Annotated in this window: 24 protein-coding genes, 1 pseudogene and 1 riboswitch; of the genes and pseudogenes, 1 reads left to right on the top strand and 24 read right to left on the bottom strand. The window is 39.2% G+C overall.

The features are described from left to right. Window positions 1-6 precede the first annotated feature (6 nt). The 12 genes and pseudogenes from RE409_RS12350 to RE409_RS12295 all read right to left on the bottom strand — a co-directional run bounded on the left by RE409_RS12350 (window position 7) and on the right by RE409_RS12295 (window position 11,212). The gene (locus RE409_RS12350) at window positions 7-591 is read right to left on the bottom strand and encodes an ECF transporter S component (protein ID WP_201180790.1); all 585 of its coding nucleotides are present in this window, start codon (window positions 589-591) and stop codon (window positions 7-9) included. Between the two features lie 12 nt (window positions 592-603). After that, the gene (tenA, locus tag RE409_RS12345; protein ID WP_053345866.1) at window positions 604-1,287 is read right to left on the bottom strand and encodes a thiaminase II; all 684 of its coding nucleotides are present in this window, start codon (window positions 1,285-1,287) and stop codon (window positions 604-606) included. Window positions 1,288-1,439: 152 nt separating this feature from the next. Then, window positions 1,440-1,568: riboswitch (TPP riboswitch) on the bottom strand. Between the two features lie 215 nt (window positions 1,569-1,783). Continuing rightward, on the bottom strand, window positions 1,784-2,935 hold the full coding sequence (locus RE409_RS12340; protein WP_201224712.1) for an acyl-CoA dehydrogenase family protein: 1,152 nt from the start codon (window positions 2,933-2,935) through the stop codon (window positions 1,784-1,786). A 221-nt stretch (window positions 2,936-3,156) separates the two neighbouring features. Continuing rightward, window positions 3,157-3,903, bottom strand: coding sequence for an SDR family NAD(P)-dependent oxidoreductase (locus RE409_RS12335; RefSeq protein WP_201180794.1), 747 nt, complete (start codon window positions 3,901-3,903; stop codon window positions 3,157-3,159). A 54-nt stretch (window positions 3,904-3,957) separates the two neighbouring features. Continuing rightward, window positions 3,958-4,329 carry an AMP-binding enzyme gene (locus RE409_RS12330; RefSeq protein ID WP_309559268.1) on the bottom strand — a complete coding sequence of 124 codons (372 nt, stop codon included), beginning with the start codon at window positions 4,327-4,329 and terminating at the stop codon, window positions 3,958-3,960. Between the two features lie 126 nt (window positions 4,330-4,455). Further along, window positions 4,456-5,561, bottom strand: a pseudogene (locus RE409_RS12325) (AMP-binding protein); the annotation flags it as partial. A gap of 51 nt (window positions 5,562-5,612) precedes the next feature. After that, complete coding sequence (gene menB, locus RE409_RS12320) at window positions 5,613-6,413, bottom strand: 1,4-dihydroxy-2-naphthoyl-CoA synthase (protein WP_053345862.1); 801 nt, start codon at window positions 6,411-6,413, stop codon at window positions 5,613-5,615. A 19-nt stretch (window positions 6,414-6,432) separates the two neighbouring features. Continuing rightward, on the bottom strand, window positions 6,433-6,834 hold the full coding sequence (locus RE409_RS12315) for a hotdog family protein (RefSeq protein ID WP_201224714.1): 402 nt from the start codon (window positions 6,832-6,834) through the stop codon (window positions 6,433-6,435). An 18-nt stretch (window positions 6,835-6,852) separates the two neighbouring features. Further along, window positions 6,853-8,007, bottom strand: coding sequence for an acyl-CoA dehydrogenase family protein (locus tag RE409_RS12310; RefSeq protein ID WP_201254617.1), 1,155 nt, complete (start codon window positions 8,005-8,007; stop codon window positions 6,853-6,855). Window positions 8,008-8,292: 285 nt separating this feature from the next. After that, window positions 8,293-9,618 (bottom strand): sigma-54 interaction domain-containing protein, encoded by a 1,326-nt coding sequence (locus RE409_RS12305; RefSeq protein ID WP_201254722.1) that lies wholly within the window; start codon window positions 9,616-9,618, stop codon window positions 8,293-8,295. A 5-nt stretch (window positions 9,619-9,623) separates the two neighbouring features. Then, window positions 9,624-10,052 (bottom strand): hotdog family protein, encoded by a 429-nt coding sequence (locus tag RE409_RS12300; protein ID WP_053345859.1) that lies wholly within the window; start codon window positions 10,050-10,052, stop codon window positions 9,624-9,626. Window positions 10,053-10,393: 341 nt separating this feature from the next. Beyond that, the gene (locus RE409_RS12295) at window positions 10,394-11,212 is read right to left on the bottom strand and encodes a YwqG family protein (protein ID WP_201254721.1); all 819 of its coding nucleotides are present in this window, start codon (window positions 11,210-11,212) and stop codon (window positions 10,394-10,396) included. 163 nt (window positions 11,213-11,375) lie between these two features. Between RE409_RS12295 and RE409_RS12290 the strand changes: the two genes are divergently transcribed. Continuing rightward, window positions 11,376-12,209, top strand: a complete 834-nt coding sequence (locus RE409_RS12290) for a protein kinase domain-containing protein (protein WP_309559054.1) — start codon at window positions 11,376-11,378, stop codon at window positions 12,207-12,209. Window positions 12,210-12,228: 19 nt separating this feature from the next. Here RE409_RS12290 and RE409_RS12285 read toward each other — a convergent pair whose 3' ends face one another. The 12 genes from RE409_RS12285 to RE409_RS12230 all read right to left on the bottom strand — a co-directional run bounded on the left by RE409_RS12285 (window position 12,229) and on the right by RE409_RS12230 (window position 23,033). Continuing rightward, window positions 12,229-12,399 carry a hypothetical protein gene (locus RE409_RS12285; protein WP_309559053.1) on the bottom strand — a complete coding sequence of 57 codons (171 nt, stop codon included), beginning with the start codon at window positions 12,397-12,399 and terminating at the stop codon, window positions 12,229-12,231. A 281-nt stretch (window positions 12,400-12,680) separates the two neighbouring features. Further along, entirely contained in the window at window positions 12,681-12,953 is a 273-nt protein-coding gene (locus RE409_RS12280) for an HU family DNA-binding protein (RefSeq protein ID WP_061462953.1), read from the bottom strand. A 290-nt stretch (window positions 12,954-13,243) separates the two neighbouring features. Next, complete coding sequence (locus RE409_RS12275; RefSeq protein WP_201183289.1) at window positions 13,244-14,764, bottom strand: cobyric acid synthase; 1,521 nt, start codon at window positions 14,762-14,764, stop codon at window positions 13,244-13,246. 12 nt (window positions 14,765-14,776) lie between these two features. Beyond that, complete coding sequence (locus tag RE409_RS12270) at window positions 14,777-15,313, bottom strand: cob(I)yrinic acid a,c-diamide adenosyltransferase (protein ID WP_201180801.1); 537 nt, start codon at window positions 15,311-15,313, stop codon at window positions 14,777-14,779. A 15-nt stretch (window positions 15,314-15,328) separates the two neighbouring features. Beyond that, the gene (locus tag RE409_RS12265; RefSeq protein WP_309559051.1) at window positions 15,329-15,892 is read right to left on the bottom strand and encodes a nitroreductase family protein; all 564 of its coding nucleotides are present in this window, start codon (window positions 15,890-15,892) and stop codon (window positions 15,329-15,331) included. Continuing rightward, window positions 15,871-16,680 carry a uroporphyrinogen-III C-methyltransferase gene (cobA, locus tag RE409_RS12260; protein ID WP_309559050.1) on the bottom strand — a complete coding sequence of 270 codons (810 nt, stop codon included), beginning with the start codon at window positions 16,678-16,680 and terminating at the stop codon, window positions 15,871-15,873. The genes RE409_RS12265 and cobA overlap by 22 nt, the downstream gene beginning before the upstream one ends. Before the next feature lie 37 nt (window positions 16,681-16,717). After that, entirely contained in the window at window positions 16,718-18,112 is a 1,395-nt protein-coding gene (locus RE409_RS12255) for a cobyrinic acid a,c-diamide synthase CobB (protein WP_309559049.1), read from the bottom strand. A gap of 16 nt (window positions 18,113-18,128) precedes the next feature. After that, window positions 18,129-19,253, bottom strand: a complete 1,125-nt coding sequence (locus RE409_RS12250) for a cobalt-precorrin 5A hydrolase (protein WP_309559047.1) — start codon at window positions 19,251-19,253, stop codon at window positions 18,129-18,131. After that, complete coding sequence (cobM, locus tag RE409_RS12245) at window positions 19,250-20,026, bottom strand: precorrin-4 C(11)-methyltransferase (protein WP_098174651.1); 777 nt, start codon at window positions 20,024-20,026, stop codon at window positions 19,250-19,252. Before cobM ends, RE409_RS12250 begins: the two co-directional genes overlap by 4 nt. Further along, the gene (gene cobI / locus RE409_RS12240) at window positions 20,023-20,730 is read right to left on the bottom strand and encodes a precorrin-2 C(20)-methyltransferase (RefSeq protein ID WP_053345849.1); all 708 of its coding nucleotides are present in this window, start codon (window positions 20,728-20,730) and stop codon (window positions 20,023-20,025) included. Before cobI ends, cobM begins: the two co-directional genes overlap by 4 nt. Then, a complete protein-coding gene (gene cbiE / locus RE409_RS12235; RefSeq protein WP_201180807.1) occupies window positions 20,723-21,937 on the bottom strand; it encodes a precorrin-6y C5,15-methyltransferase (decarboxylating) subunit CbiE in 1,215 nt (404 codons plus the stop codon). The genes cobI and cbiE overlap by 8 nt, the downstream gene beginning before the upstream one ends. Further along, on the bottom strand, window positions 21,921-23,033 hold the full coding sequence (locus RE409_RS12230; RefSeq protein ID WP_056526998.1) for a cobalt-precorrin-5B (C(1))-methyltransferase: 1,113 nt from the start codon (window positions 23,031-23,033) through the stop codon (window positions 21,921-21,923). Before RE409_RS12230 ends, cbiE begins: the two co-directional genes overlap by 17 nt. Between the last annotated feature and the right edge of the window lie 7 nt (window positions 23,034-23,040).

Here is a 23,040-nt window from a genome sequence, read left to right as displayed (position 1 = left end):
CAACCTCTACTTTTGATCCAGTGCAGCATAATCCTTACTTGATACTGGACGAACTAGATTAGTTACTCCTGTTGCTTCTAATACTTTTACTAGATAGTAAGCAAATACACCAGCAAAGAAAATTGACCCGATAAATCTTGCAATCATAAATAATAGTAAATTCCAAAGAGAGAGGGCACCAATTTCTCCGTATGCAAAATCCATGAGGACCGATCCTACACATGAAGCTATCGCCGCTAATACAGCAACCGACATATTAAACTTTTTATACCTGAACGCCATAAACACCAGTTCCGCGAATACTCCTTGTACAACTCCATATAAGAGTACGGTTAATCCCCACGGTGAACCTAAAAAGAATTCACCGGACGCTGCCGCGATTTCTGCCAACAGAGCCACACCCGGTTTCCTCATAACTAAAAAAGCAACGGGCCCTGCTATAAACCACATTCCATAAATTAATTGATCTACATGTAACCCTAATGGTTTAACGGAATAATATATCGATCCCCAAAGGATATAAACTATTCCAAATGCGACGGCAATCACGATTGTGACTAAAATATCCGTTAATTTCAACCCTTTTCTCATTGTCAATCTCCTTTATACTTCTAATGTTTCCTTATGCACTGGCCAAGTTTCTAAGCGATAAGCCATTTCCCAAAATGAGTATTCATATTGACTGCTAAGGATAAAATGCTCTTTCATTCTTTCTTTGTCTTCTTCCGTTACTTTTTCAGCGATCTCATCAAGTCTCGCGATTTGTTCTTCTACCAACGTACGGAACCATTCTCCTCCGTATGCCGCAATCCACTCTTGATAAATTGGCTCATCAGGTATACACCCTTGCAGTTTTTCACCTATTTCATAGTACAGCCAGTAACACGGTAAGATGGCCGCAATCACATCCCCTAAATGGCCAGAATACGCGGCACGATACATATGGGATGTGTAGGCATAGGCAGTAGGAGCAGGCTTAAAGTTTTTCCTTTCTTCTTCTGTAATACCTAATCTCTCAGAAAAATTTTCATGAAGCTTTAATTCAGCTTCATATGTTCCTTGTGCATGGCTTGCTAGTCGACTAGTTGTATGTAAATCTGTTGCTTTGACTGCACCTAAAGCTTGAACTCTAGCAAAGTGAGATAAATAATATGCATCTTGCATGACATAAAAACGAAAACACTCTACTGGCAATGTGCCATCTCCAATTCCTCTAACAAACGGGTGATTGAAGCTTGCTTCCCAAATATGATCTACTTCTTTACGAATGACCTCTGAAAATTTCATTTTCTATACCTCCAAATTTGTATTTTATTAAGCAATGAAACTGGATAAATAATGATTGGTAACCTATAATCACCTCTTTTGAGCAAATAAAAAACCACTTCCTTTACCGACGTAAAGAAAGTGGTTGTACTTGAAATAATACATAAACGTATTGTTTCATGACCCCACTTCCCTACGCTGGTGTAAACCAGATCAGGTTCTAAGGGTCTTAAAGTTATACTTTAATCTCAGCTTCTGCGGTAAAATTGACTTTTACCTGTAAAGCACCCCTAGTGGTACAAATTGTATATTTAGTTCATTTGCCTTTATATTAACACGTTCAATCTAATTGTCAAACTTATTAAATAAAGTTTTTTTTAGTAATGTATAAAATCCAACGATATGTTAAATAAAAAATCGCCTAACATACTCTTTGGAAATCGAACTTAATCACATAAAAAATATTCTCTATTAACCTTAAGCAAAGTTTATTTTACTATTAATCCTGCTTTCCTAATTATCGTTGGTACTGTTTATGAAGCTGAGCCGCTATGATATTCTTTTGGATTTCGGATGTACCTTCATAAATTCTCGTAATACGTGCATCACGATAAAAACGTTCAATGGGATATTCAGAAATGTAACCAATCCCTCCATGAATTTGGAGAGCCTTATCAGCTACACGATTATACGTTTCTGAACCAAGTAACTTGACCATAGCCGCATTTTTAATGACGTTCTTTTTTTGATCAACCATCCACGCAACGCGATAGGTCATGGATCGAAGGGCTTCTGTATCTAATGCCATATCTGCCAAGTAATGTTGAATAATTTGTTGTTCGAAGATTGGTTTGTCGAACTGAATTCTCATATGAGCAAAATCAATCGACATCTCAAGTAATTTTTCACACGACCCTAGGTTTCGTGCTGCCATTCCTGCACGTCCATTCGCCAAGATTTTCAGGGCATTCATATACCCTTGCCCCTCTTCACCCAATACATTCTCAACTGGAACTTCACAATCCTCAAAGAAAATTTCAGAAGAATGTGAACCATGAAGGCCCATTTTCCGTTCGATTTTTCCTAGTTGAAATCCTGGGGAGTCTTTTTCGACGATAAAAGATGTGATTCCTTTTGCACCCTTAGAAGGATCTGTAACAGCCATTACTGTAAACACATCTGCGATTGGAGCATTAGTAATGTAATGTTTGCTTCCATTCAGGATATACTTTTCACCCTTTTTAACCGCTGTTGTTTTCAGATTTGAGGCATGTGAACCTGCGCTTGGTTCAGTTAAAGCAAAAGCGCCAATTCTGTCACCTGATGCCATGTCAGGTAAATATCTGCGTTTTTGTTCTTCATTTCCCATCTCTACAATTCCAACGCCGCCAATTCCCGTATGTCCGCCTATTACTGTTGTATAACCGTTATGTGTTCTTCCCAACTCCTCTAGAATGGCGCATTTCCCTACCATATCAATGCCTAACCCACCATATTCTACAGGAATGCTAAGGCCAAACAGTCCCATTTCTTTCGATTTCCCCATAATGATTTCTGGGATTTCATTGCTTTCTTCAATTAACATGGCATGTGGTTCTACTTCGTTATCAATAAATTCTCGGATTCCTTGTTTTAAAATTTTGATATCGTCTGAAAATTCAAAATTCACGGTATTTTCTCCCCCTTCTATTGGTATTAGGTTTAATTCCTTAACCCGATTTCTTTTACATTTAGGAGGATACTATTCTCCTAAGCTTCGAAATAATACAAATGGCTATCAAATCAAACAAAATCAACCTATTTGACCCACTGGGTGATTAAAAATCCTAAGAAATATTTTCAGGCTATAGTTTTACTTTTTGTGATTACCATTTAATCAGTTTCATAAAGTCAAACCATGGTTAAGCCGCCATTGACGGAAAGAGTTTGCCCAGTTACATATCCTGCTTCTTCCGAAACAAAATAGGCCACAGCACCGGCAATATCTTCTGGTTGAGCTAAACGACGGAACGGAATCGCTTTCTCCAAAGCTCCAGCTATTCCTTCATTGTAAGAACCAATTTCTTGAAATAAAGGCGTGTCGGCTGGACCTGGCGCAATACAATTGATGTTAAGCTTATGACGTGCCATTTCTCTTGCTATTGTTTTCGTGAACGCAATGACCCCACCCTTAGCAGCCGAATAGACGGCCTCACCGCTAGATCCAATTCTTGCTGCATCCGACGCAATATTGACTACCTTTCCGTAACCGTTTTCAATCATAAGCGGTAAAATTTCCTTACAAGTATGAACTTGACCCAGTAAATTAATATCGATAATCCTTTTCCAAGTGCTTGGATCACTTTTTAGGAAAGGTTCTACTTTGTCCCATCCTGCATTATTAACCAATACATCAATCTTTTGATAAAGGCTCACTGATTCTTCAACTGCTTTTTTCACACTCTCTAAACTCGTTACATCACAATAGACGGCCTTAGCTTCATAACCCGCTTGCTCAATTAAAGAAACAGTTTCTTCTGCGTTTTTACTATTGATATCGGCCACAACAATGTTCATATTTCGAGAGGCTAATGTTTTAGCAATCTCTCTACCAATTCCGCTTCCTGCTCCAGTGATAAATGCTACTCGGTTATTCATCATAAATCCCTCCATTTTTATCATGAAATTGCTATGTGGTTACATTAACTGGTCCTATATTTTGTCTTGTATCTTTTCGTTTATCATTTCCCGAAGACGGAACTTCTGGATTTTCCCGCTAGGAGTACGCGGAAAATCATCCATGATTTCAAGTTGTTCTGGCCAATATTGTTTGGCCAAACCTTTTTCATATAGAAATTTCTTTAATGATTCCATTGTAATCGGGCTCTTCCCTGGTCTTACGCTGATACATGCACATGCTTTTTCCTGAAGCCTAACATCTGGTACAGCAATGACCTGCACGCTTGAAATATCCGGGTGTTCATATAATACGTTTTCTACGTAAGCGACTGGTATATTTTCACCTCCACGAATGATAATGTCTTTGTTTCTTCCAGAAATCCTGATATATCCTTCTTCATCCATAATTGCTCGATCACCGGTAATGAACCATCCGTCCTTATGTTCTGCAATGGTGTCATCAATCCTCTTCAAATACCCGACAAATAGGGCAGGACCCCTAGCAAGTAAATCACCTTCTTCATTTGGAGCGCAGATCTTTCCTTCAAAATTCACTACTTTCAACTCCATTTCCGGAAATGGAACCCCATCGGTATTTGTCAGTTTTTCTGCTGAATCTTCAAGTCTCGTCAAGGTCACTAGGCCATCTTCTGTTTGTCCCCATCCTGACAATATTTTGAACCGTACTTTTTCTGCCGCGTCTTTCACCAACTGCCTTGGAATCGGGGCGCCTAAAGCTACAAAGACTTGGAATGAGTTAAGATTGTACGTTTCTATTCCCTCCATTTGAATCATATCTTGCAGAAAGGGAGTCGCACCCGCTGTAAACGTTATCTTCTCCTTCTCAATCCATTCAATAAATTCATTCGGATTCCAAATGTCTTGATAAACACCTGTACCCCCAAAATGAGTTGGTAGCCTCACCCCATAACCAAATCCAGTTTGATGAGCAAATGTTGACGCCATGAATAGGACGTCATCGGATGTTAAATGTAAATGGTCAATCCAGTAATTCGTTGATACACAAAGAGTATTATGTGTATGCATGACTCCCTTGGACTCCCCGTCGTTCCCGATGTAAAGATAATTTCGGTAACATCATTTGGGTCATGTATGATTTCATCCAAAATGGATGCATCCATCCGCTCTTCCCAAGGTTCCTCAAGCAAAGAAGAGAAAGATTTCATCCCATTCGGCACTTCGTCCCCTATCACATAAATATGTTCTAATGAAGGCCATTTATGGCTTAGCCTCTCAATCATGGCAGGATAATAAAAACCTCGGAAACTATCTGGAACAACGATCATTTTAGACTCTGCCATTTCGACCATATAGCCAATTTCCCGATCACGATAAATCGGAATTAAGGGATTGCTTATGGCGCCTATCCTTGTAACCGCATAATGAAGGATAATGAACTCATTCCAATTAGGCAGTTGAAAAGAGATAACATCTCCTTTTCCCAATCCTATATTCAAAAGGCCTAAAGCGATTCGATCAACCAACTTACCGAGTTCCTTGTAAGTAAAACGGCTTTTTTTATCAATAATCGCTATTTTATCTGGATCATTCTCTATCGCATCATTTAAATAATCTAAAATCGTTCGATTTGGCCAAATACATTGATATTTTTCCACATATTCTTGACTCAAAATCGTATCCAATTTCACTAGTTTCCATCCCCCTCATTACCTTCTGAACTTTTTAAAATCTACTGGCCGCTTTTCTAGGAAAGCATTCTTTCCTTCTTCCGATTCTTGCGTGTTGTAAAACATCGCTAGACTGCCCATCGATAGCTGAGAAATCCCTTGGATGTTTGCACTATCAGCATTAAAGGAGTATTTAAGCATTTTAAGCGCTGTCGGGCTCTTCTCGAGAATCTTTTCCGCCCATTCTTCTGCTGCTTGTTGCAGTTGTTCTGCGGGAACGATTTTGTTCACAAGTCCCATTTCTTTTGCTTCTTGTGCAGTGTATTGTTCACACAAATACCAGATTTCCCTTGCTTTCTTTTCACCGACAATTCGGGCTAGATAAGCAGAACCAAATCCGGCATCATAACTTCCTACCTTAGGCCCACTCTGGCCGAATTTTGCCGTTTCAGATGCAATCGTTAAATCACAAACGACATGAAGGACATGCCCACCTCCAATAGCAAATCCATTAACCGCTGCAATAACAGGCTTTGGGATATTGCGGATTGTTTGGTGTAGATTTTCAATTTCCAACCCCATCCCTCCCCCTAAACCTCCAGAATAATCATATCCACCTTCTTCTCCTTTTTCTTTTTGATCTCCACCGACACAAAATGCCTTCTCTCCAGCTCCTGTCAAGATTACCGCGCCAATACGGTTATCGTCCCAAGCATCACGGAAGGTCCAAATTAATTCTTGAACTGTTCTTGCACGAAAAGCATTGTAGACTTTAGGCCGATTCATTGTAATCTTTGCAATCCCATTGGTTTTTTCATATAAAACATCTGTTAATTCCATCGTATTAATCCCTCCATTGTCATAATAGTTTCAGAATAATTTTCCCTTGAATCACGTCAATACGAAGTTCATTCCTACATCGAACTTTTATTGTGATCCAATTTCGCTGTACATTCACATCAATAATCTCTATCTCTGCTGTAATCGTGTTGTCGATTTGAACTGGATGTATGAACACTAATTCCTTTTGTATAATGACACATGATCCACCTGGCAACTCTTTACTGATTGCCTCTGTTAGGAGACCTTCGCTTAAAATTCCTGGGACCAGTGAGCGACCTAAATCTTTACTGAAAAATTCCGGGTCATAGACATCATTGAAATCCTGCGTTAACAAACTCCAGCGCTTCACATCATCCTCTGTAAAGGTTCTTTGCACTCTTGCAATTTGACCGATAAAATAGCAATTTACCTTTTCCATACACTACAATCCTCTAGTTTAATATGATCGGAATTCTTTTCCAATAATGTCTTTTGCAATGACCATCATATTGGCTTGAGCAGTTCCATCACCAATTTCTAAACCAATGACGTCACGTAAACGTTGCTCTAGCGGCATTTCCTTCGTATAAGCATAGTGGCCGTTCAACAGTAAACATTCATGAATGGCATCTACACTATATTTTGGACCTAACCATTTTACTGAAGCTGATTCTTTACTATGGTTCAACCCTTGATCACGAAGCCAAAGTCCTCGATAGGCTTGCCACTTCACAAGCTCTAACTGAGTATAGTGAGTCACTATTGGGAATGAAACTCCTTGATACGTTGCCAACGGCTTGTTAAAAGAATGTCTAACTTTCACATGTTCGATGGTCTCATCAATACTTTGTGAGGCAGCCCCAACACATTGCAATCCAATTAAGAGCCGGCTTAGATCAAACCCATTCATCACCTGGGAAAAGCCTTTATTCTGAAGACCGATCATATACTCTTCTGGAACTTCTACATCGTTTAAATAGATAGAACCTCTGCTAATTGGAATATTACCCATGTCTTTGTAACCTTTGCATTCAACTCCTGGAAGATTGGCAGGAACTATAAAAGCGCTAATTCCCCGATTTCCTAATTCAGGTTCTGTTTTTGCAAATATAACAAAGGCATCTCCACATGTAGCTACGCTAATTCCTGACTTTTCTCCATTAAGAACATATACATTCCCTTTATGTACTGCTGTTGTTTTAATCCCGCCTGCATCCGTCCCTGCCGATGGTTCTGTAATAGCGATGCCGATAATTTTTTCCCCGCTCGCAATTTTGGGAAGCCATTCTTTTTTCAATTCCTCTCTAGCGTGATTATTGATAATTTCACCTATTAACGCATTCAACATCACAGCATAGGTTAGATTGAAATCACCTCGTCCTATCTCCTCCGCAGCAATCCCCGTTGTCACACAGTCGGCACCGCTACCGCCATACTCAACTGGAATCCGCAGGCCATTTACGCCTAACTCCCCAAGCTTTTTCCACAAGTGTCTTGGAGTAATCTCTTCTCGATCCCACTTTGTATAGTGAGGAAGCAGTTCCTCCTTCGCAAATTCTTTCAACATTTTACGAAAATAATCTTGTTCTTCTGTAAAGGAAAAATTCAACATATTATTACCTCCTTTGTTATGTTTAACGAAGTTACAAAACAATCTATTCACGGGCTATCTTATGATCTAAGTTAAGTAACTTCATCCTTTGTCAATCTAATATTGCAAGTTGTGTGCCAACTTATTTTTGCTGCATATCAGGCTTCATTTAATATCGTTTTCGCATTTTTAATTTTTTTCGCAATCTTGCAAATCAAATATGCGAAATCAAAAAAAAGACACACTTCTAAAGTGTGTTCAAAGGTTAACTTGATTTATATTTCACTTATCAACTTTATAGTAACGTTATTTCAGCTTGTACTTCGCAATTTTTCTATATAAGCTCGCAATATGAATTTTCAGCTTTTGAGCGGCTAAAGAACGATCTCCATCCGACTCTGTTAACGCACGCTGAATAGCAGATATCTCAGCTTTCCCGACCACCTCATCCAAGCTACTTGAGTAAGAAATCCCCAGTTCCTCTACCTTATCATGCAAAGTTAAATTAGGTGTAAAATATAAAGAGTCCAATGTTAAAGTCCGTCCCTCTACGATATTCATACCTCGTTCGATAATTGCTTTAAATTCACGAACGTTTCCGGGCCAGCTATAATTGGACAGCCATTCTTGGAGTTTAGGCTCAATTTCTCTAACGTTACACCCTAATTTGTTATTAAAATAATCGATAAAATAATAAGCTAACGGAAGAATATCTTCCGGCCGTTCTCTTAATGAAGGAATTTTCAATTCAAAAACATAAAGACGGTAATATAAATCTTGCCGGAATTTCCCTTCTTGAATAAGGGTTTTTAGATCTCTGTTCGTCGCCGCAATAATACGGATATCGACATTCTTACTCCCTGTTCCACCGAGTCTTTCTACTTCCCTTTCCTGTAAGACACGTAAGAGCTTGCCCTGAGCCTGATAAGGCAGTTCAGAAATCTCGTCTAAAAAAAGGGTACCATTTTGAGCTAATTCTATTTTCCCAGGTTTACCTTCTTTTTTCGCACCGCTAAATGCCCCAGCTTCATAACCAAAGATCTCCGATTCAAATAATTCATCTGGTATTGCAGCACAATTGACCGGAACAAACGGGTGTGATTTTCTTGTACTCAAACCATGAATCGCTTGAGCAAACAGTTCCTTACCTGTTCCAGTTTCTCCGGTAAGCAGCACTGTTGAACTACTGGTAGCAATTCTAGCTGCCAGCTCTTTTATCCGTTCAATCGCTTGGCTTTTTCCAACAATCTCTTCAAAGCCATATCGACTTTTACTTCCAGTTTTCCTCTTAGCTTTATGCCTATCCAAGGAATTTGCATAATATACTAAATCAGCGTATTCAAGCTCTTCTTGTCGGATGATTACATTATAAATGGTAATGCTTTTTTTTCGAATAGTTCTAATAAAACAAGAGTGTCCTGAGATCACACCGGGAAACACATGTTTTTTATCAGGATTTTTCAAAGAATTATTCGTAGAAGTGTGAATGACCTTCGCAATGGACTCCCCTATCAAATCAGTCGGTATTATAGTGAAATGCTCATAAAAATCAGCACTGGCGCCTATAACTTTTCCGTTTTCATCGACTTCAATTGATCCCCAATTTCTTTTAACGTTTTTAACGTTTTCCATTCACATCACCTAACATCTTGATTAGTTAAAACTAATATCACAACTTGTCCTTTAATAACTTCAATTCCTGCTTGATTATAGCAAGTCACCTTTTGTGTCACCCAATCTCTATTTAAATTAATGTCAATAACCTCCAGCTCAGCCGAAATCATATCTCCTATATGTACAGGATGGTAAAACACTAATTCCTTTTGTAGTAAAATACAGGCACTGCCAGGGAGTTTTTCACTTATTACTTGAGTAATAAGCCCTTCTGTTAACAAACCAGGAACAATCGGCTTGCTGTAATTGCTTCTCCACTCCTCTTTATTCACTTGATAAATCGGGCTATAATCTTTTGTTAATTCACTGCATAACCTTACATCTGATTCATTAAAAGTACGCTGAAGACTAGCAATCTGTCCGATAAACAAATCTGTGATTGTTAAGCTCATAACTTCCCTTCTCTCTATTTTGAATATTCTAACTATTTTGCATATAATACTAACTATACATAATATTCAATGCAAATGAAAGGTGTAGCGTGGACAATTACAACACATCAAATATGGAAAGTAACCTTTTAAAAAATATGAGTGCTCATAAGAAAAGCAGCATCACTTGTTTTTGTGATGCCACCTAGTACTCCTTCAAAAAGAATGATTTTTGCTCAATCTATCGGATTTTCTCCAACTTATATCTCAATCTATTAAATTTTTGATAGCAGAGTAACGATTTATCTATATGTACACCTGAGATCTAATAAATATTCTACTCGTTACACTTAATACCAGTATTAATGACAATCCCAATTGTATAAAACGTTAGAGAAATCAAGTTTCTTTAAATCCTCTACCTTGATGAAGAAGTTAGCTACGCCGCAATCTCCCCACATAATCTCATTATCATCGTCTGTATCAATTTGTAGTAATAAGACGTTATAATGCTTATAAGATCTATCTTCCCTTGGATCAGATTGCGTAAAAAAAGCATATCCACCAATCTTATGACCCTCATTAGATAGGTTTTCTTCATACAATTCCAAGAGAGTAATTTCATCTCCATTTACATCTTCTCCTACTATTTCCTCAAAATCTAATTCACCATAGAATTCATCAAAAGCTCGATCAGAGGTAGAAACGGCTTCAAAATTTACCGAGAAAGATAGACTAACCTCATCTCCAATTGGAAAATGCTCATCTTCAAAAGTGGCCATATATGAGAAATCAGTTGTCACCTCGCCTTCCTTCAAGATATCTTCATGATAGATGACCCGGAAATTCTTTTGGTTGGTTTGATTATTAAAATCAAGCCCCATAACATCATCGTCACCAGAAAGGAAAATTTGCAACATACCTTTTTGTGGCATATCATTTAGTACACGTGGTAAATCTTCAAAATTGATTTGCGCTAATAGTTTCATATAGTTCCCTTTTCCATCGATTGGGTGTTCAAAATTTTTAGGTAAATAAGGATAGCCTGCAAACTTGCTTGCAAACAAAGTCGGCTTGTTCGTTGATGTCGAGATTTTTATAGTCGGTTGCATAGTTGATTCAATGTCTTTCCTGAATTTCTCTAATTCTTTAGGTAAAGACAAATGTGGCCTCATAGTCATCAGATATCTCCTTTTTATAAGCTTTTTATTATTATACAAGGTATAAATAGCAAATACTATCAGAAAAGTAAATGATAACCATAATGCTTCTTTTTCCAAACTGTTTTGTTTTTTAAAGCATCAAGAAAATATAATGTTAATTTAAATCATAATTGTCCTATGTGTGTATGACTCCAATGTAAATGAAGAGGTGAGGAAAGTTTCAATTTGGCGTTCCATTCGAAAGTTCTTTCAGTTTTTTGTAGATAAACCTATTAAAAAAGGTGCAGTTTTGTATGATCGATACGAGGTCATAAGTGTTATAGGAACTGGAAGTTACGGCATTGTTTATCTCTGCAACGATTTGAAAACAAATGAGAATAGAGTAGTCAAACAGCTTCGTCCAAGTAAACGCCGTATCAAAAAAGAGATTAAGCTGTTTGAAAATGAAATCTCTATTCTGCGTTTGTTAAACCACAAAAGTATGCCTAAGTTATATGATGAATTTTCAAATAACGGATATTTTTATTATGTAATGAATTACATTGAAGGGGACAATTTGGAAGACCAAATTTTCTTAAATCATAAAACCTTTAAAGAGAAAGAGTCTCTACTTTTACTTGCTCACCTGCTAGAATTAGTAGCTTATCTTCACAAAAATGGTATGTACCATCAAGATTTACGAATTCCAAATATTTTACTAAAAGACAAAGAGCCTTTTTTAATCGACTTTGGTCTGTCGAAACAGATTGTCTCGGTTGACCCATTTTGTTCATCATCAATAGAATTAGAAATGAAACAGCAGGACTATTATGATTTAGGAGACATACTTTTATATTTACTTTATACGACTTACTCTTCCAACAATAAAAAAGTTCTTCCTTGGACAGAAGAACTTTCTTTAGAAAAAGAAACCGTACATTTACTAAAAAGGTTATTAAGAATTCAAGAACCTTATTCAGATATCAGTGAACTTTCAGCAGATCTTCATGCTGCACTTATATCTAAAGAAAAATAAATTAATTCATGGAGGGGTATTAACTGCTACTCCTCCCTCCTTTTCGTTTATAGCGGTTACTACCACTCATTGGAGACCGTTTATACCCCCTGCTGCTACTGCTACTGCTGCCTCGGCGATAATGGCTATGTCTTCCCTCGCTGCTGCCTTCGGAAAGCTGCTTAATTTTCTTCATTATTTTTTTAAACATATTTTTCACCTCTTTTCTTCTTTTCTAGCGCTTACTGTTTTATTGTTATAGCCTAACATATACTAGAGATAAACCTTACTAATAAGTACTTATTAAAAATCTTCGTTTGTTAAATCTGTTTAACTTCAATAGCTACCTTTTTCAGCGCAATATAACTAAATGTTAGTACGGCCTAAATTAAACGCAAATAAAAGAATAAACTTTTAAAATGAAACTTATTTAAATAAAAAAACTCTGGAGACTTTTCTCATCTCCAGAGTTTTTTTCACTACATGTTTATTTTATTTTACAGCTTCTTTTAATTCCTTACCTGCTTTAAAAGCGGGTACTTTGCTAGCTGCAATTTGTATTTCTTCACCTGTTTGTGGGTTTCTTCCTGTACGAGCTGCACGGTCGCGCACTTCAAATGTTCCAAATCCTACTAATTGGATTTTTTCCTCTTTAGCAAGCGTAGTTGTGATTGTTTCAAACAATGCATCCACTACTTTTTTAGCGTCGTCTTTTGTTAGTTCAGCTTGTGCTGCTACACTACTCACTAGTTCTGTTTTGTTCATATCAAACACCTCATCCTTTTAATTCTATAAATTATGTAGAGAAGCCAACATAACATATCTTGTATATGTCTGTCACTTAATATGACTAAATAAAAGAAAGTTTAACCCTGTAATTAATGGTGAATGTGATTTTCACGAAAGTAAATAATATAAAAACGAAAGAATATTAGTTCATTTGAATCCTTACGATATACAATAAAGCGCAATTCTTTCCATGATACATGGAAAGAATTGCGCTTTATTTTAGATAATAATTCACGATAGCTTGATGGATAAGGTGAGACTACTATTCAACTTTCCATGGTTTCAAACTGCAGCCATTCATAAATAGTATCCATATCTATATTTTCTTCCAAATGTGAAGCTAAGAGGTTATAAGCTTCTTCTCTTCGCTCTAAGTCACTTTGAACATTTTCCTTCACTTCATCTAATCCTTTTGACCTTCGAATTTGATTAACTAGCATTCTTGTAAACAAGCGATTATGGAATATCCCATGAAGATAGGTTCCAATGACTTTGTTGTCTGCAGAAATAGCCCCATCCTCTCTTCCATCCTTCAATAAAAGAAATGGCCTTACTAGTGCAGAGTCCAATGATGTTCTCCCTAAATGGATCTCAAATCCGGTCAGATTCATTTCTCCTTCCATGATCCCTGAAGAAAGAACACCTTCCATTTGGACCGTTTTCTTTTCTGCATTAAAAACGGTTTGTACTGGAAGAAGAGAAAGTCCTATTGCATTTTCTCCGCAGCCCTCGACAGCATCAGGATCGAAAAGATTCGTACCAAGCATTTGAAATCCACCACATATCCCAAATATTAATGTCCCTTTTTCACGCAAATCTTGGATAGCCCTATCCAGTCCTGCTCTTCTCAGCCACTCTAGATCTTCCATCGTGTTTTTTGTACCTGGCAAGATAAGCAGGTCAGGATTCCCTAATTCGTGCACACTGCCTACAAGTCTGACGCCTACACCCGGTTCATCAAAGAAAGGATCCACATCTGTAAAATTGGAGATACGAGGCAATCTTAAAACGGCGACATCGATTGGAAATTCCGCCTTTTTAGGTTTTTTAAACCGCAAGGAAGATAGTGCTAATGAATCTTCCGCTTCAATATTCACGTCTATATAAGGAAGTACACCGAGGACTGGAATCCCTGTTTCTTTTTCCACCCATTCAATGCCGTCATCCAATAACTCACGCATCCCACGAAATTTATTGATGATAATCCCCTTTACACATTCGCGTTCATCCTTATCCAATAAGGCAAGTGTTCCAATAATTGACGCAAAAACTCCACCGCGATCAATGTCAGCTACCAAAATGACCGAGGCATCTGCAAGTTTGGCCATACGCATATTTGCAATATCTCGGTCCTTCAGGTTGATTTCAGCTGGACTTCCTGCTCCTTCAAGAACGATAATGTCATATTCGTCCTGAAGTTTTTCCACCGATTTACGAACGATGGGCATGGCCTCTTGGACAAATTGATATCGATAGCTTTTTGCATCCATATCAAGAAAATGTTTTCCATGCACAATGACTTCTGAAACCATATCCTGCTTCGGTTTTAATAGAATCGGATTCATATCAGTGGTTGCTGTAATACGTGCAGCCTCGGCTTGTACTCCTTGAGCACGGCCGATTTCACCGCCATCCAACGTTACATACGAATTTAAAGCCATATTTTGCGATTTGAATGGTACGACTCGTAATCCTTTATTGGAAAAAACCCGGCACAGTGCCGTACAAATCAAACTTTTCCCTACATCAGAGGACGTCCCTTGTATCATAATGGATCTTGCCTTCATTCGACTCACCCCTTAAAACTCTAATCCTTTGACAGCGCCGATTCCCTCTTCATAGTAATGCTTAGTCGCATCAATATTAGAGACTAAATCCGCCAAATCCATCAGTTCCCGTTTGGCATCTCTGCCAGTAACGACTAGATGCATATGAGCGGGTCGATTACGAATCACATCGATTACTTCTGCTAGTGGCAAGACATCTTCAATCGGGAACTTAGAGATGGCTAACGCATTGTTTAACTCATCCAGAACCAGTAAATCGATGGTTGAATCACAAAGGGCCTGTTTTGCTTTTTCCCAAGCAATCGTTAGTGCCTCCCGATGCTCTTGTGGTGTTTTGGTCCATGTAAAACCAATCCCGAGTTGTTCCATTTCAACCCCTAATTTCTTTAAAGCCAATGCCTCTCCATATGTACGCTCTGGAGATTTTATAAATTGGAGAAATTTAACGTTCATGCCTCTCCCAATCGCCCGTAAAGTAACACCAAGCGAGGCAGTCGTTTTCCCTTTCCCATTTCCGGTATATATAAGAAACAATCCTCTGCGAGCCATCTTATTCGCCTACCTTCATAGCCAAACTGTTTTTTCTATGTATGAAGTTCTTTTAGTAGCAGGAACAGGTTGACCCTTTTTAGGATAGCCTATAAAAATAGTACCGATTACTTTTTTGTTTTCCGGCGAACCGATAAATTCGTGCAGTCGTTCATCTCTGACAAGGCCTACTCCTCTAGTGCGCCATACAAAGCCAAGACCTAGTTCTTTTGCTGCAAGCCACATCGAATGGACAGCACAACAAGAGGCAAACACATTGTCCTCGGTTGATTCCGGATCGTCAGGCAAAATATCAGAGGTTATGACAATGATAAGCGGTGTGGTTTTTACAACTTCTAGTGAACTATCAATCAATTTCGGCTTGGTCGGGAAACGCTCATGTAAATATTTTTCTGCCAACTGTTCGTAGCGCTGCTTCGCGTCTCCTTTTATTACATAAAACCCCCAAGGTTCACGTAGTCGGTCATTAGGGGCATATGTAGCTGCTTCTAATAACTGCCTGATTTTTTCATCTTCTACTTCTTGCTCTTCATAGTTCCGAATAGCTCTGCGGTCTTTCAATTCTTGAATGATAGACATTTAGACTCGTTCCCTTCACTCGTAGACTCTGATTCAATCACTTTTTCAAACCATTGGATTTTTTCTCTTAATTGAACGACTTCACCTACCAGAAAGATTGCCGGATTTTGAATTTCCTCTTTCAAAGCAAGCATAGAAATCGTGTTCAAGGTTCCAGTTATCGTCCTTTGTTTATCTGTAGTACCCCATTCAATGACAGCCACTGGTGTTTCTTCGTCCCTACCATGCTCTATCAATTGTTCGCAGATAAATGGCATATTACCAATTCCCATGTAAAAGGCGATGGTATCAATTCCTTGAGCCAATGCCCGCCAATTCAGGTTGTCTTGACCCTTGTAATCACGTCCATGGCCGGTCACAATCGCAAAACTCGACGCATGTTCACGATGGGTAACCGGTATACCGGCATAAGCTGGAGCTGCAATGCCCGCAGTTACTCCTGGGATTATTTCATATTCTATCCCATTAGCCGCCAGGACCTCTGCTTCCTCTCCTCCCCGACCAAAGACAAACGGATCTCCTCCCTTTAGGCGGGTAACATTTTTCCCCTGCAAGGCCTTTTCTACCAAAAGTGAATGAATTTCTTCTTGAATGAGATGATGTCTCCCGGGTGATTTCCCGCAATATACAAGCTCCGCATTTTCTTTTGCATAGGTTAATAGTTTTGGATTGACGAGCCTGTCATAAGCTATGACATCAGCCTTTTGAATACATTCCATTCCATATACCGTAATTAGTTTCGGATCTCCGGGACCCGCACCGACCAGATGTACCTTTCCCGGTTTCATGCTCTTGCCTCCTCTTATTTATCAAAAAAACAACTTTTCATTGTTGATATGTTTCGTGTCCCATCAGTTTTTTTTGTTTTAAGCATGCACCTATCCAATTCTCAACAAGTTTAGGATTGGAAGCAAAATGAAAATGGGTATAACCAGCAACCAGATTACCTATTATGCACCCTTCTTTCTTTGAACCAAATCTTCCTTTCGCCTCGTAGGCATGCGGAAGCACATCATCTGACTCAAATGTGGAATAGTGGAATTCATGACCTTTTGCCTGCTCACAATCTTTTATTAAAAAATTGCTTTCGGTTCCAGTTATTTCACGATATCCCAGTGCCGCAAGCTTTTTCTGCATTTTGATCCTACCTGGAATCAATCCTGCCATCGGATACATTTCTCTAGAAGTTGTTTCAATAGATTTGCTCAAAAACATGAATCCACCACATTCTGCTAGAGTTGGCAAACCCTTTTCAATGGCATTTCTGATGGATTTTATAGCAATTTCATTGCGAGAAAGTTCATCTGCAAATTCTTCTGGAAAACCGCCTCCAAGGTATAAGCCATCCGCATCCACCGGAACTTCATCCCCTTTTAATGGAGAAAAATACTTGATGTTCGCTCCTTTTGCTTCAAGCAACTCAAGGTTTTCCTGATAATAAAAATTAAAGGCCGCATCTTTTGCAACGGCTATGCACACGTCTTTCTTGCTACTAGACTGAAAGATTCCTGAATTCCCACTGGAAATGGTGCTGGTCTTAGCCAAGAGATACAGCTGTTCGATATCAATCGTTTCCATAACTAAATGAGCGAGTTTATCGAAAAATGGTTCAAGTTCACCTCGTTCAATGGCAGGAATTAAGCCTAAATGACGGCTAGGAATATCAATATCTAACTCTCGCTTCATATACCCCATCACTGGAACATCGCATTCCTGCTCGATGGCTGCTTTGACAATTTTGTAATGCCCCTCACTTCCCACTTGATTGGCAATTACTCCAATAATGTTCGGACCCGTAGAAAAAGCTTGAAACCCTTTAACAATCGCAGCTGCGCTACGCGCCATACTCGCACAGTTGACAATTAACAAGACAGGACTTTCAGTAATCATGCTGATTTCAGCTGTTGACCCCGTATTCGATAAAGGATTTTTTCCATCGAAAAAGCCCATGACTCCTTCGATAATCGAGATATCCGCTCCAACGCTTGCTTTGTTAAGTATTTCTCGGACGATATCGTGCTTAAACATCCAGCTGTCAAGATTTCGTGAAGTTCGCCCTGTAACGGCTGTATGATAGGTTGGATCAATATAGTCAGGACCACATTTAAAACCCTGAACGGTATACCCTTTCTTCTGGAGGGCTGCCATAATTCCGATGGTCAATGTCGTTTTTCCGACCCCGCTTCCGGTGCCAGCAATAACTAATCTTCTATCGCTCATAAATATCCCCCCTTCCTTATAAAGGAATAATCCCTACAGAAATAGTGACATTTCCCGATTTTTTCTTAACCAGCTCCAGTTGTTCCGCTCCTGTAAAAATTCTAACAGCTGGCTCACTCACACCATAAGTACCTGTGTATTTATATACTGTGTCTGACGGAGCTTCAATTTTAGCCTGATTAAGTTCTTCCGGTTCAAAATACACAAATTCCCAACCGTGTTTTTGAACGACTTCGAGCAAACCAATTTCATCTTTCTTTATTGAAATTGTACATATTGCTTTAACACTTTTTATTGAAAATGATAATTCCGCTAATGTTTCCACAATTACCTGCTCAATTTCAACGGCTGATGTTCCTCGATTACAGCCGATTCCAAGAACAATGACTTTTGGACGAAATACAATACCATTGTCCAGGATCTTATTTTCAGTCTGCCTAAGCTCCCGATGAGTAACTACTAAGGCTGCTTGAGGCTTTGCTTTAAGGGCGTCATCAATTGACGGATAAACGATTATTTGTTCAGGTAATACTGTTTCATACGTCCACCAGTTCCGTTCACCCGACTCCTGAACGATTGCAACATGCTCTTCATTTACAACGGACGCACTGACTGGCGTTAATTTTTCCGCAGAATCCCAAACCCAGCCAAAGCGCTGGCCAAATAAATCGACAGGAATTGTTTTTTGTACATCTGATGCAGTTGTAATAATTGCATTTGCATCAAGCGCTGCTGCAACTTCCTTGGTAAGTTCATTTGCTCCTCCAAGGTGTCCTGACAAAACACTGATAACATTCTCCCCTTTGTCATCAATGACAACAACTCCTGGGTCCGTTTTTTTATCCTTCAAAATTGGAGCTATCATCCGGACGACGGCACCGAGTGAAATAATTAAAATGATTCCTTTATATTCCTTGAATAAAGCGGGTAACAGCATACGGACACTTCCCGAAAAAAGCTGGATTTGTCTGTGCTCTTCATCCCCTTTTTCAAACTTGCTCATGTAATATAGATCAGAATTTGAAAAAACAGTGTGTAATTTTCTTGCTAGTTCTACACCATGCTTTGTAATCGCTACGATTGCATAAGTATGAGACTGTTTTATGGGGGCTAGTTCCTCTTCTTTTAATTCAATGATCATGGCTTGACACCTTTTCGGAAACCGTGGGTAAAGCTCGCATCATATAGTTTGGAACGGTATTCATCTTTATCATGGATATTAGGGTCTAACGCCCATCCAGCCAAAATCATTGCATGCTTGCGGATTCCATTTTTACGCATATCATCATCTAAATTCACTAAGGTAGTACGAACAATTTTTTGGTCCGGCCATGTTGCCCGTTGAATGACTGCAACAGGCGTATCATCTTTCCACCCCGCTGTTTGGAGTTCTTTGACGATTTTTTTTGTTAAGGTTGCGCTTAAGAAAAGGGCAATCGTACAATGATGACTCGCTAAATCTCGTAATTTTTCGAATTCTGGAACCGGTGTCCGTCCTTCAGCTCTCGTTAAAATAAGTGTCTGAGTTAAATCGGGAATCGTCAGCTCGGCGCCAATTGCTGCTGCTGAAGCAAATACTGAACTAACACCAGGAATCACCTCATAGCCAATATCCTCTTTCTTCAATAGAACAATTTGTTCCATGATTGCACCGTACATAGCAGGATCTCCTGTGTGAATACGGGCTACCATTTTTCCTGCTTTAACACGATCAACCATAACATCAACAATTTCTTCCAAATGCATTCCAGCCGTTTTCAGCACCTCGGCATCAGGTTTTGCCTTTGCAATCAATTCTTCATTTACTAATGAATCCGTATATAATATAACGTCTGCTGTTTGGAGAATATTCAATCCTTTTACCGTAATCAAATCCGGATCTCCTGGACCAGCACCTACAATATATATTTTCACTTTCTCACCACCATCAAAGTTAAGTATTCTAGTTCAAGTCCTTCCAATTCACTTAAGTTCCAAATTACTTCTTCATCGGAAGTGACTTTGGTTACAACTGAAGCCTTTTCAAGCAAATCTAAATCTTTTAATACAGTTATCATTAAATCGATTACTTTTGCGACTTTAATGAACACTACAGCATCATGATCTTCAATCGCCTTCTTCATCGCTTCATAATCATCTCTTGCAGGAATAATCGCGACATGATCATCGCCATCTGCCAAAGCAATGCCCAATCTTGAAGCTGACCCGTTAAACGAAGAAATGCCTGGTACCGTCTTAATCTCAACTTCAGGATGCAATTCCTGCATCAATTTCATCATATGTATGAACGTACTATATAAAAGCGGATCTCCTTCTGTAACGAAAGCAACATCCTTACCTTCATATAACTTTTGCCAAACCTTCTCAACTGTTTCGTTCCATTCCCGATCCAAAATCGTTTGATCCTTCGTCATCGGAAAAACAAGTCCGAGCATTTCCTTCTCCTCAGGCCGAATGTATACTTCTACGATACGATGGGCGTAGCTTTTGCTACCTTTTCTTTTTTTCGGATACGCAATAACTGGCGATTCCTGAATGACTCGAAACGCTTTTACTGTAATAAGCTCCGGATCTCCAGGACCGACGCCAAGACCATATAATGTACCAAGATTACTCATTCATGTCTTCCTTTCGTTGTGCAGTAATGATATAAACCGGATTCAGCGGAACAAATCTGTTCATTCCTAAAATAGGCTTGCTTCGTGAAATTTGAGCGTGCATGATGGAGGTTTGAAAACCTGCTTCTGCAAATGCCTCGTTCGCACGGTAAAGATTTTCTATCGTAGCGGCATTAAGGACAATCCTTCCGCCTTTTTTCAACCGATTGCAGCAAGTATTGATGAGGTCTACCATCTCTCCGCCTGTCCCACCGATAAAAACGGCATCCGGATCAGGAAACGTTTCTAAGCCTTGCGGTGCTTTTCCATGAATCGCCGTTAAATCGGTACGAAACTTACGTTGGTTTTGTAAACAATTTTCTAAATCCGGCTCATTTTTTTCAATCGCAAAAACTTGACCTTCAGGTGAGAGCTTCGCAGCTTCAATCCCCATTGAGCCCGTACACGTCCCAACATCCCAGACTATGCTGCTTTTCTTAAGTTTTAACGCATGAAGGCTTAATACTCGAATTTCCTTTTTGGTAATGAGACCTTTATCTGGCTTCCGCTGCGAAAATTCTTCATCTTCAATGCCTAAAGACCAGCTCGGTCCTTCAGATATCTTTTTCAAAATGACGACATTTAACGGAGAGAATTTCCGCTCTATCATTTCTTCAAGTTCATACCAGCCTGAATGTTCATTTTCTCCTTGAAGATTCTCCGCCACAAATGCCCGATATTCTGTCATACCAAATGATAGAAGATATTTAGCAAGTTGATTAGGACTATTTTCAACGTCAGTAAGCAATGCAACTTTTGCTTTCCCATCGATCCGTTGGGCCAACCCTTTCATACTTCGACCATGAACACTAACAAGGAAAGCATCTTGCCAGCTTTCACCCATTTTGGCAAAAGCGAGTTGAATTGAACTAAAATATGGGTATACTTCTATATTCATCTTGCTGGAAAGATAGCCGCCAATTCCGTAAAATAGCGGATCACCAGAAGCTAAAACGACCGTCGGACGAGTCTCTTCCTGTAGTCGTTCTACAACTGCTTTCATGCCGCCCTTTATGACAATTTTCTTTCCTTGATAATTCGGGAAGAAGGACAAGACCCTCTCACCGCCGATAAGCACTTCACTTTCTTCAATCCATTGTGCATATTGAGGCAGTAAGCTTTCTTGACCGTTATCTCCTATCCCGATTAATTTAATCGATTGAGTCAATTCCAACAGCCCTTCCTAGTAATTGTCCTTTCAACGAATAAATCGCTGTTTCCATTTCAATGCCGCCCTTCACTTGCTTTAATCCTGAGTGACAGCAGGCTTCACAAAGTTTATTGAAGAATTCTTTGTTATCAATCTCGGCCATCATATCACCGACTTGCGATGCGGTGTTTGCGTTCTTAATTTCAAAAACAAGATTATCATCTGCTCCGACACTTTGGGCAATTTCAGATAAAAAGCCGAAGTCGACTGGTGCACTTTTTGAATGCACCATCATCACACCTTGTGCAACTTTCGAAAATTTCCCCATCATACCGACAAGAGATACCTTTTTAATTCCCTGTCTTTTGCATTGCTTTAGCGAGAACCCTACAAAGTCACCCATTTCAATAAAGGCTTCTTCAGGTAACCCCTGAAGAAGACCCATTGCATACTTTTCGCTTCGACCACCTGTCGTTAAGACAAGATGATCACAGCCACCAGCTTTAGCAACACTAATCGCCTGAACAATACTTGCCATATACGCGGAACTGGAAAAAGGAACGACGGTGCCCCTTGTTCCCAAAATGGAAATGCCACCGACAATCCCTAACCGGCCGTTTAATGTTTTCTTCGCAATTTCTTCACCTGCTGGTACGGATATAACGACTTTCACACCTCTATTAACCTTAAATTCTTCTAATGTTTGTTGCACGGTTGTTAAAATCATTTTGCGCGGCACAGGATTAATTGCCGCTTCTCCGACAGGAACAGGAAGACCAGCTTTGGTCACGCGACCAACACCAATCCCTCCATCCAAGATGATGCCAGGTGTATCTACCCAGCTGACAGTAGAAATTATATGTGCCAGATGAGTGGCATCTGGATCATCGCCAGCATCTTTAATTGTTTCTGCACTAACTGAATTTTCCGTTATATCATATTTCTCAATTGTAAAAGTAGCATCTCTACCTATAGGCAAAGAAATCGTTGCCTCCTCAAGTGCATCACCAGTGATCAATGCGATCAATGCCGCTTTAGTTACTGCTGTTGAACAGGCTCCGGTCGTATACCCATGCCGCATTTGGGAGGGATCTTTCTTGACTTTCTTTTCCATGATTTAA

The sequence above is a fragment of the Peribacillus sp. R9-11 genome (genome assembly GCF_031345095.1).
GTDB lineage: Bacteria > Bacillota > Bacilli > Bacillales > DSM-1321 > Peribacillus > Peribacillus butanolivorans.
Note: the sequence above shows the minus strand (reverse complement) of the source record. Positions and strands in the feature narration are given on the sequence as shown.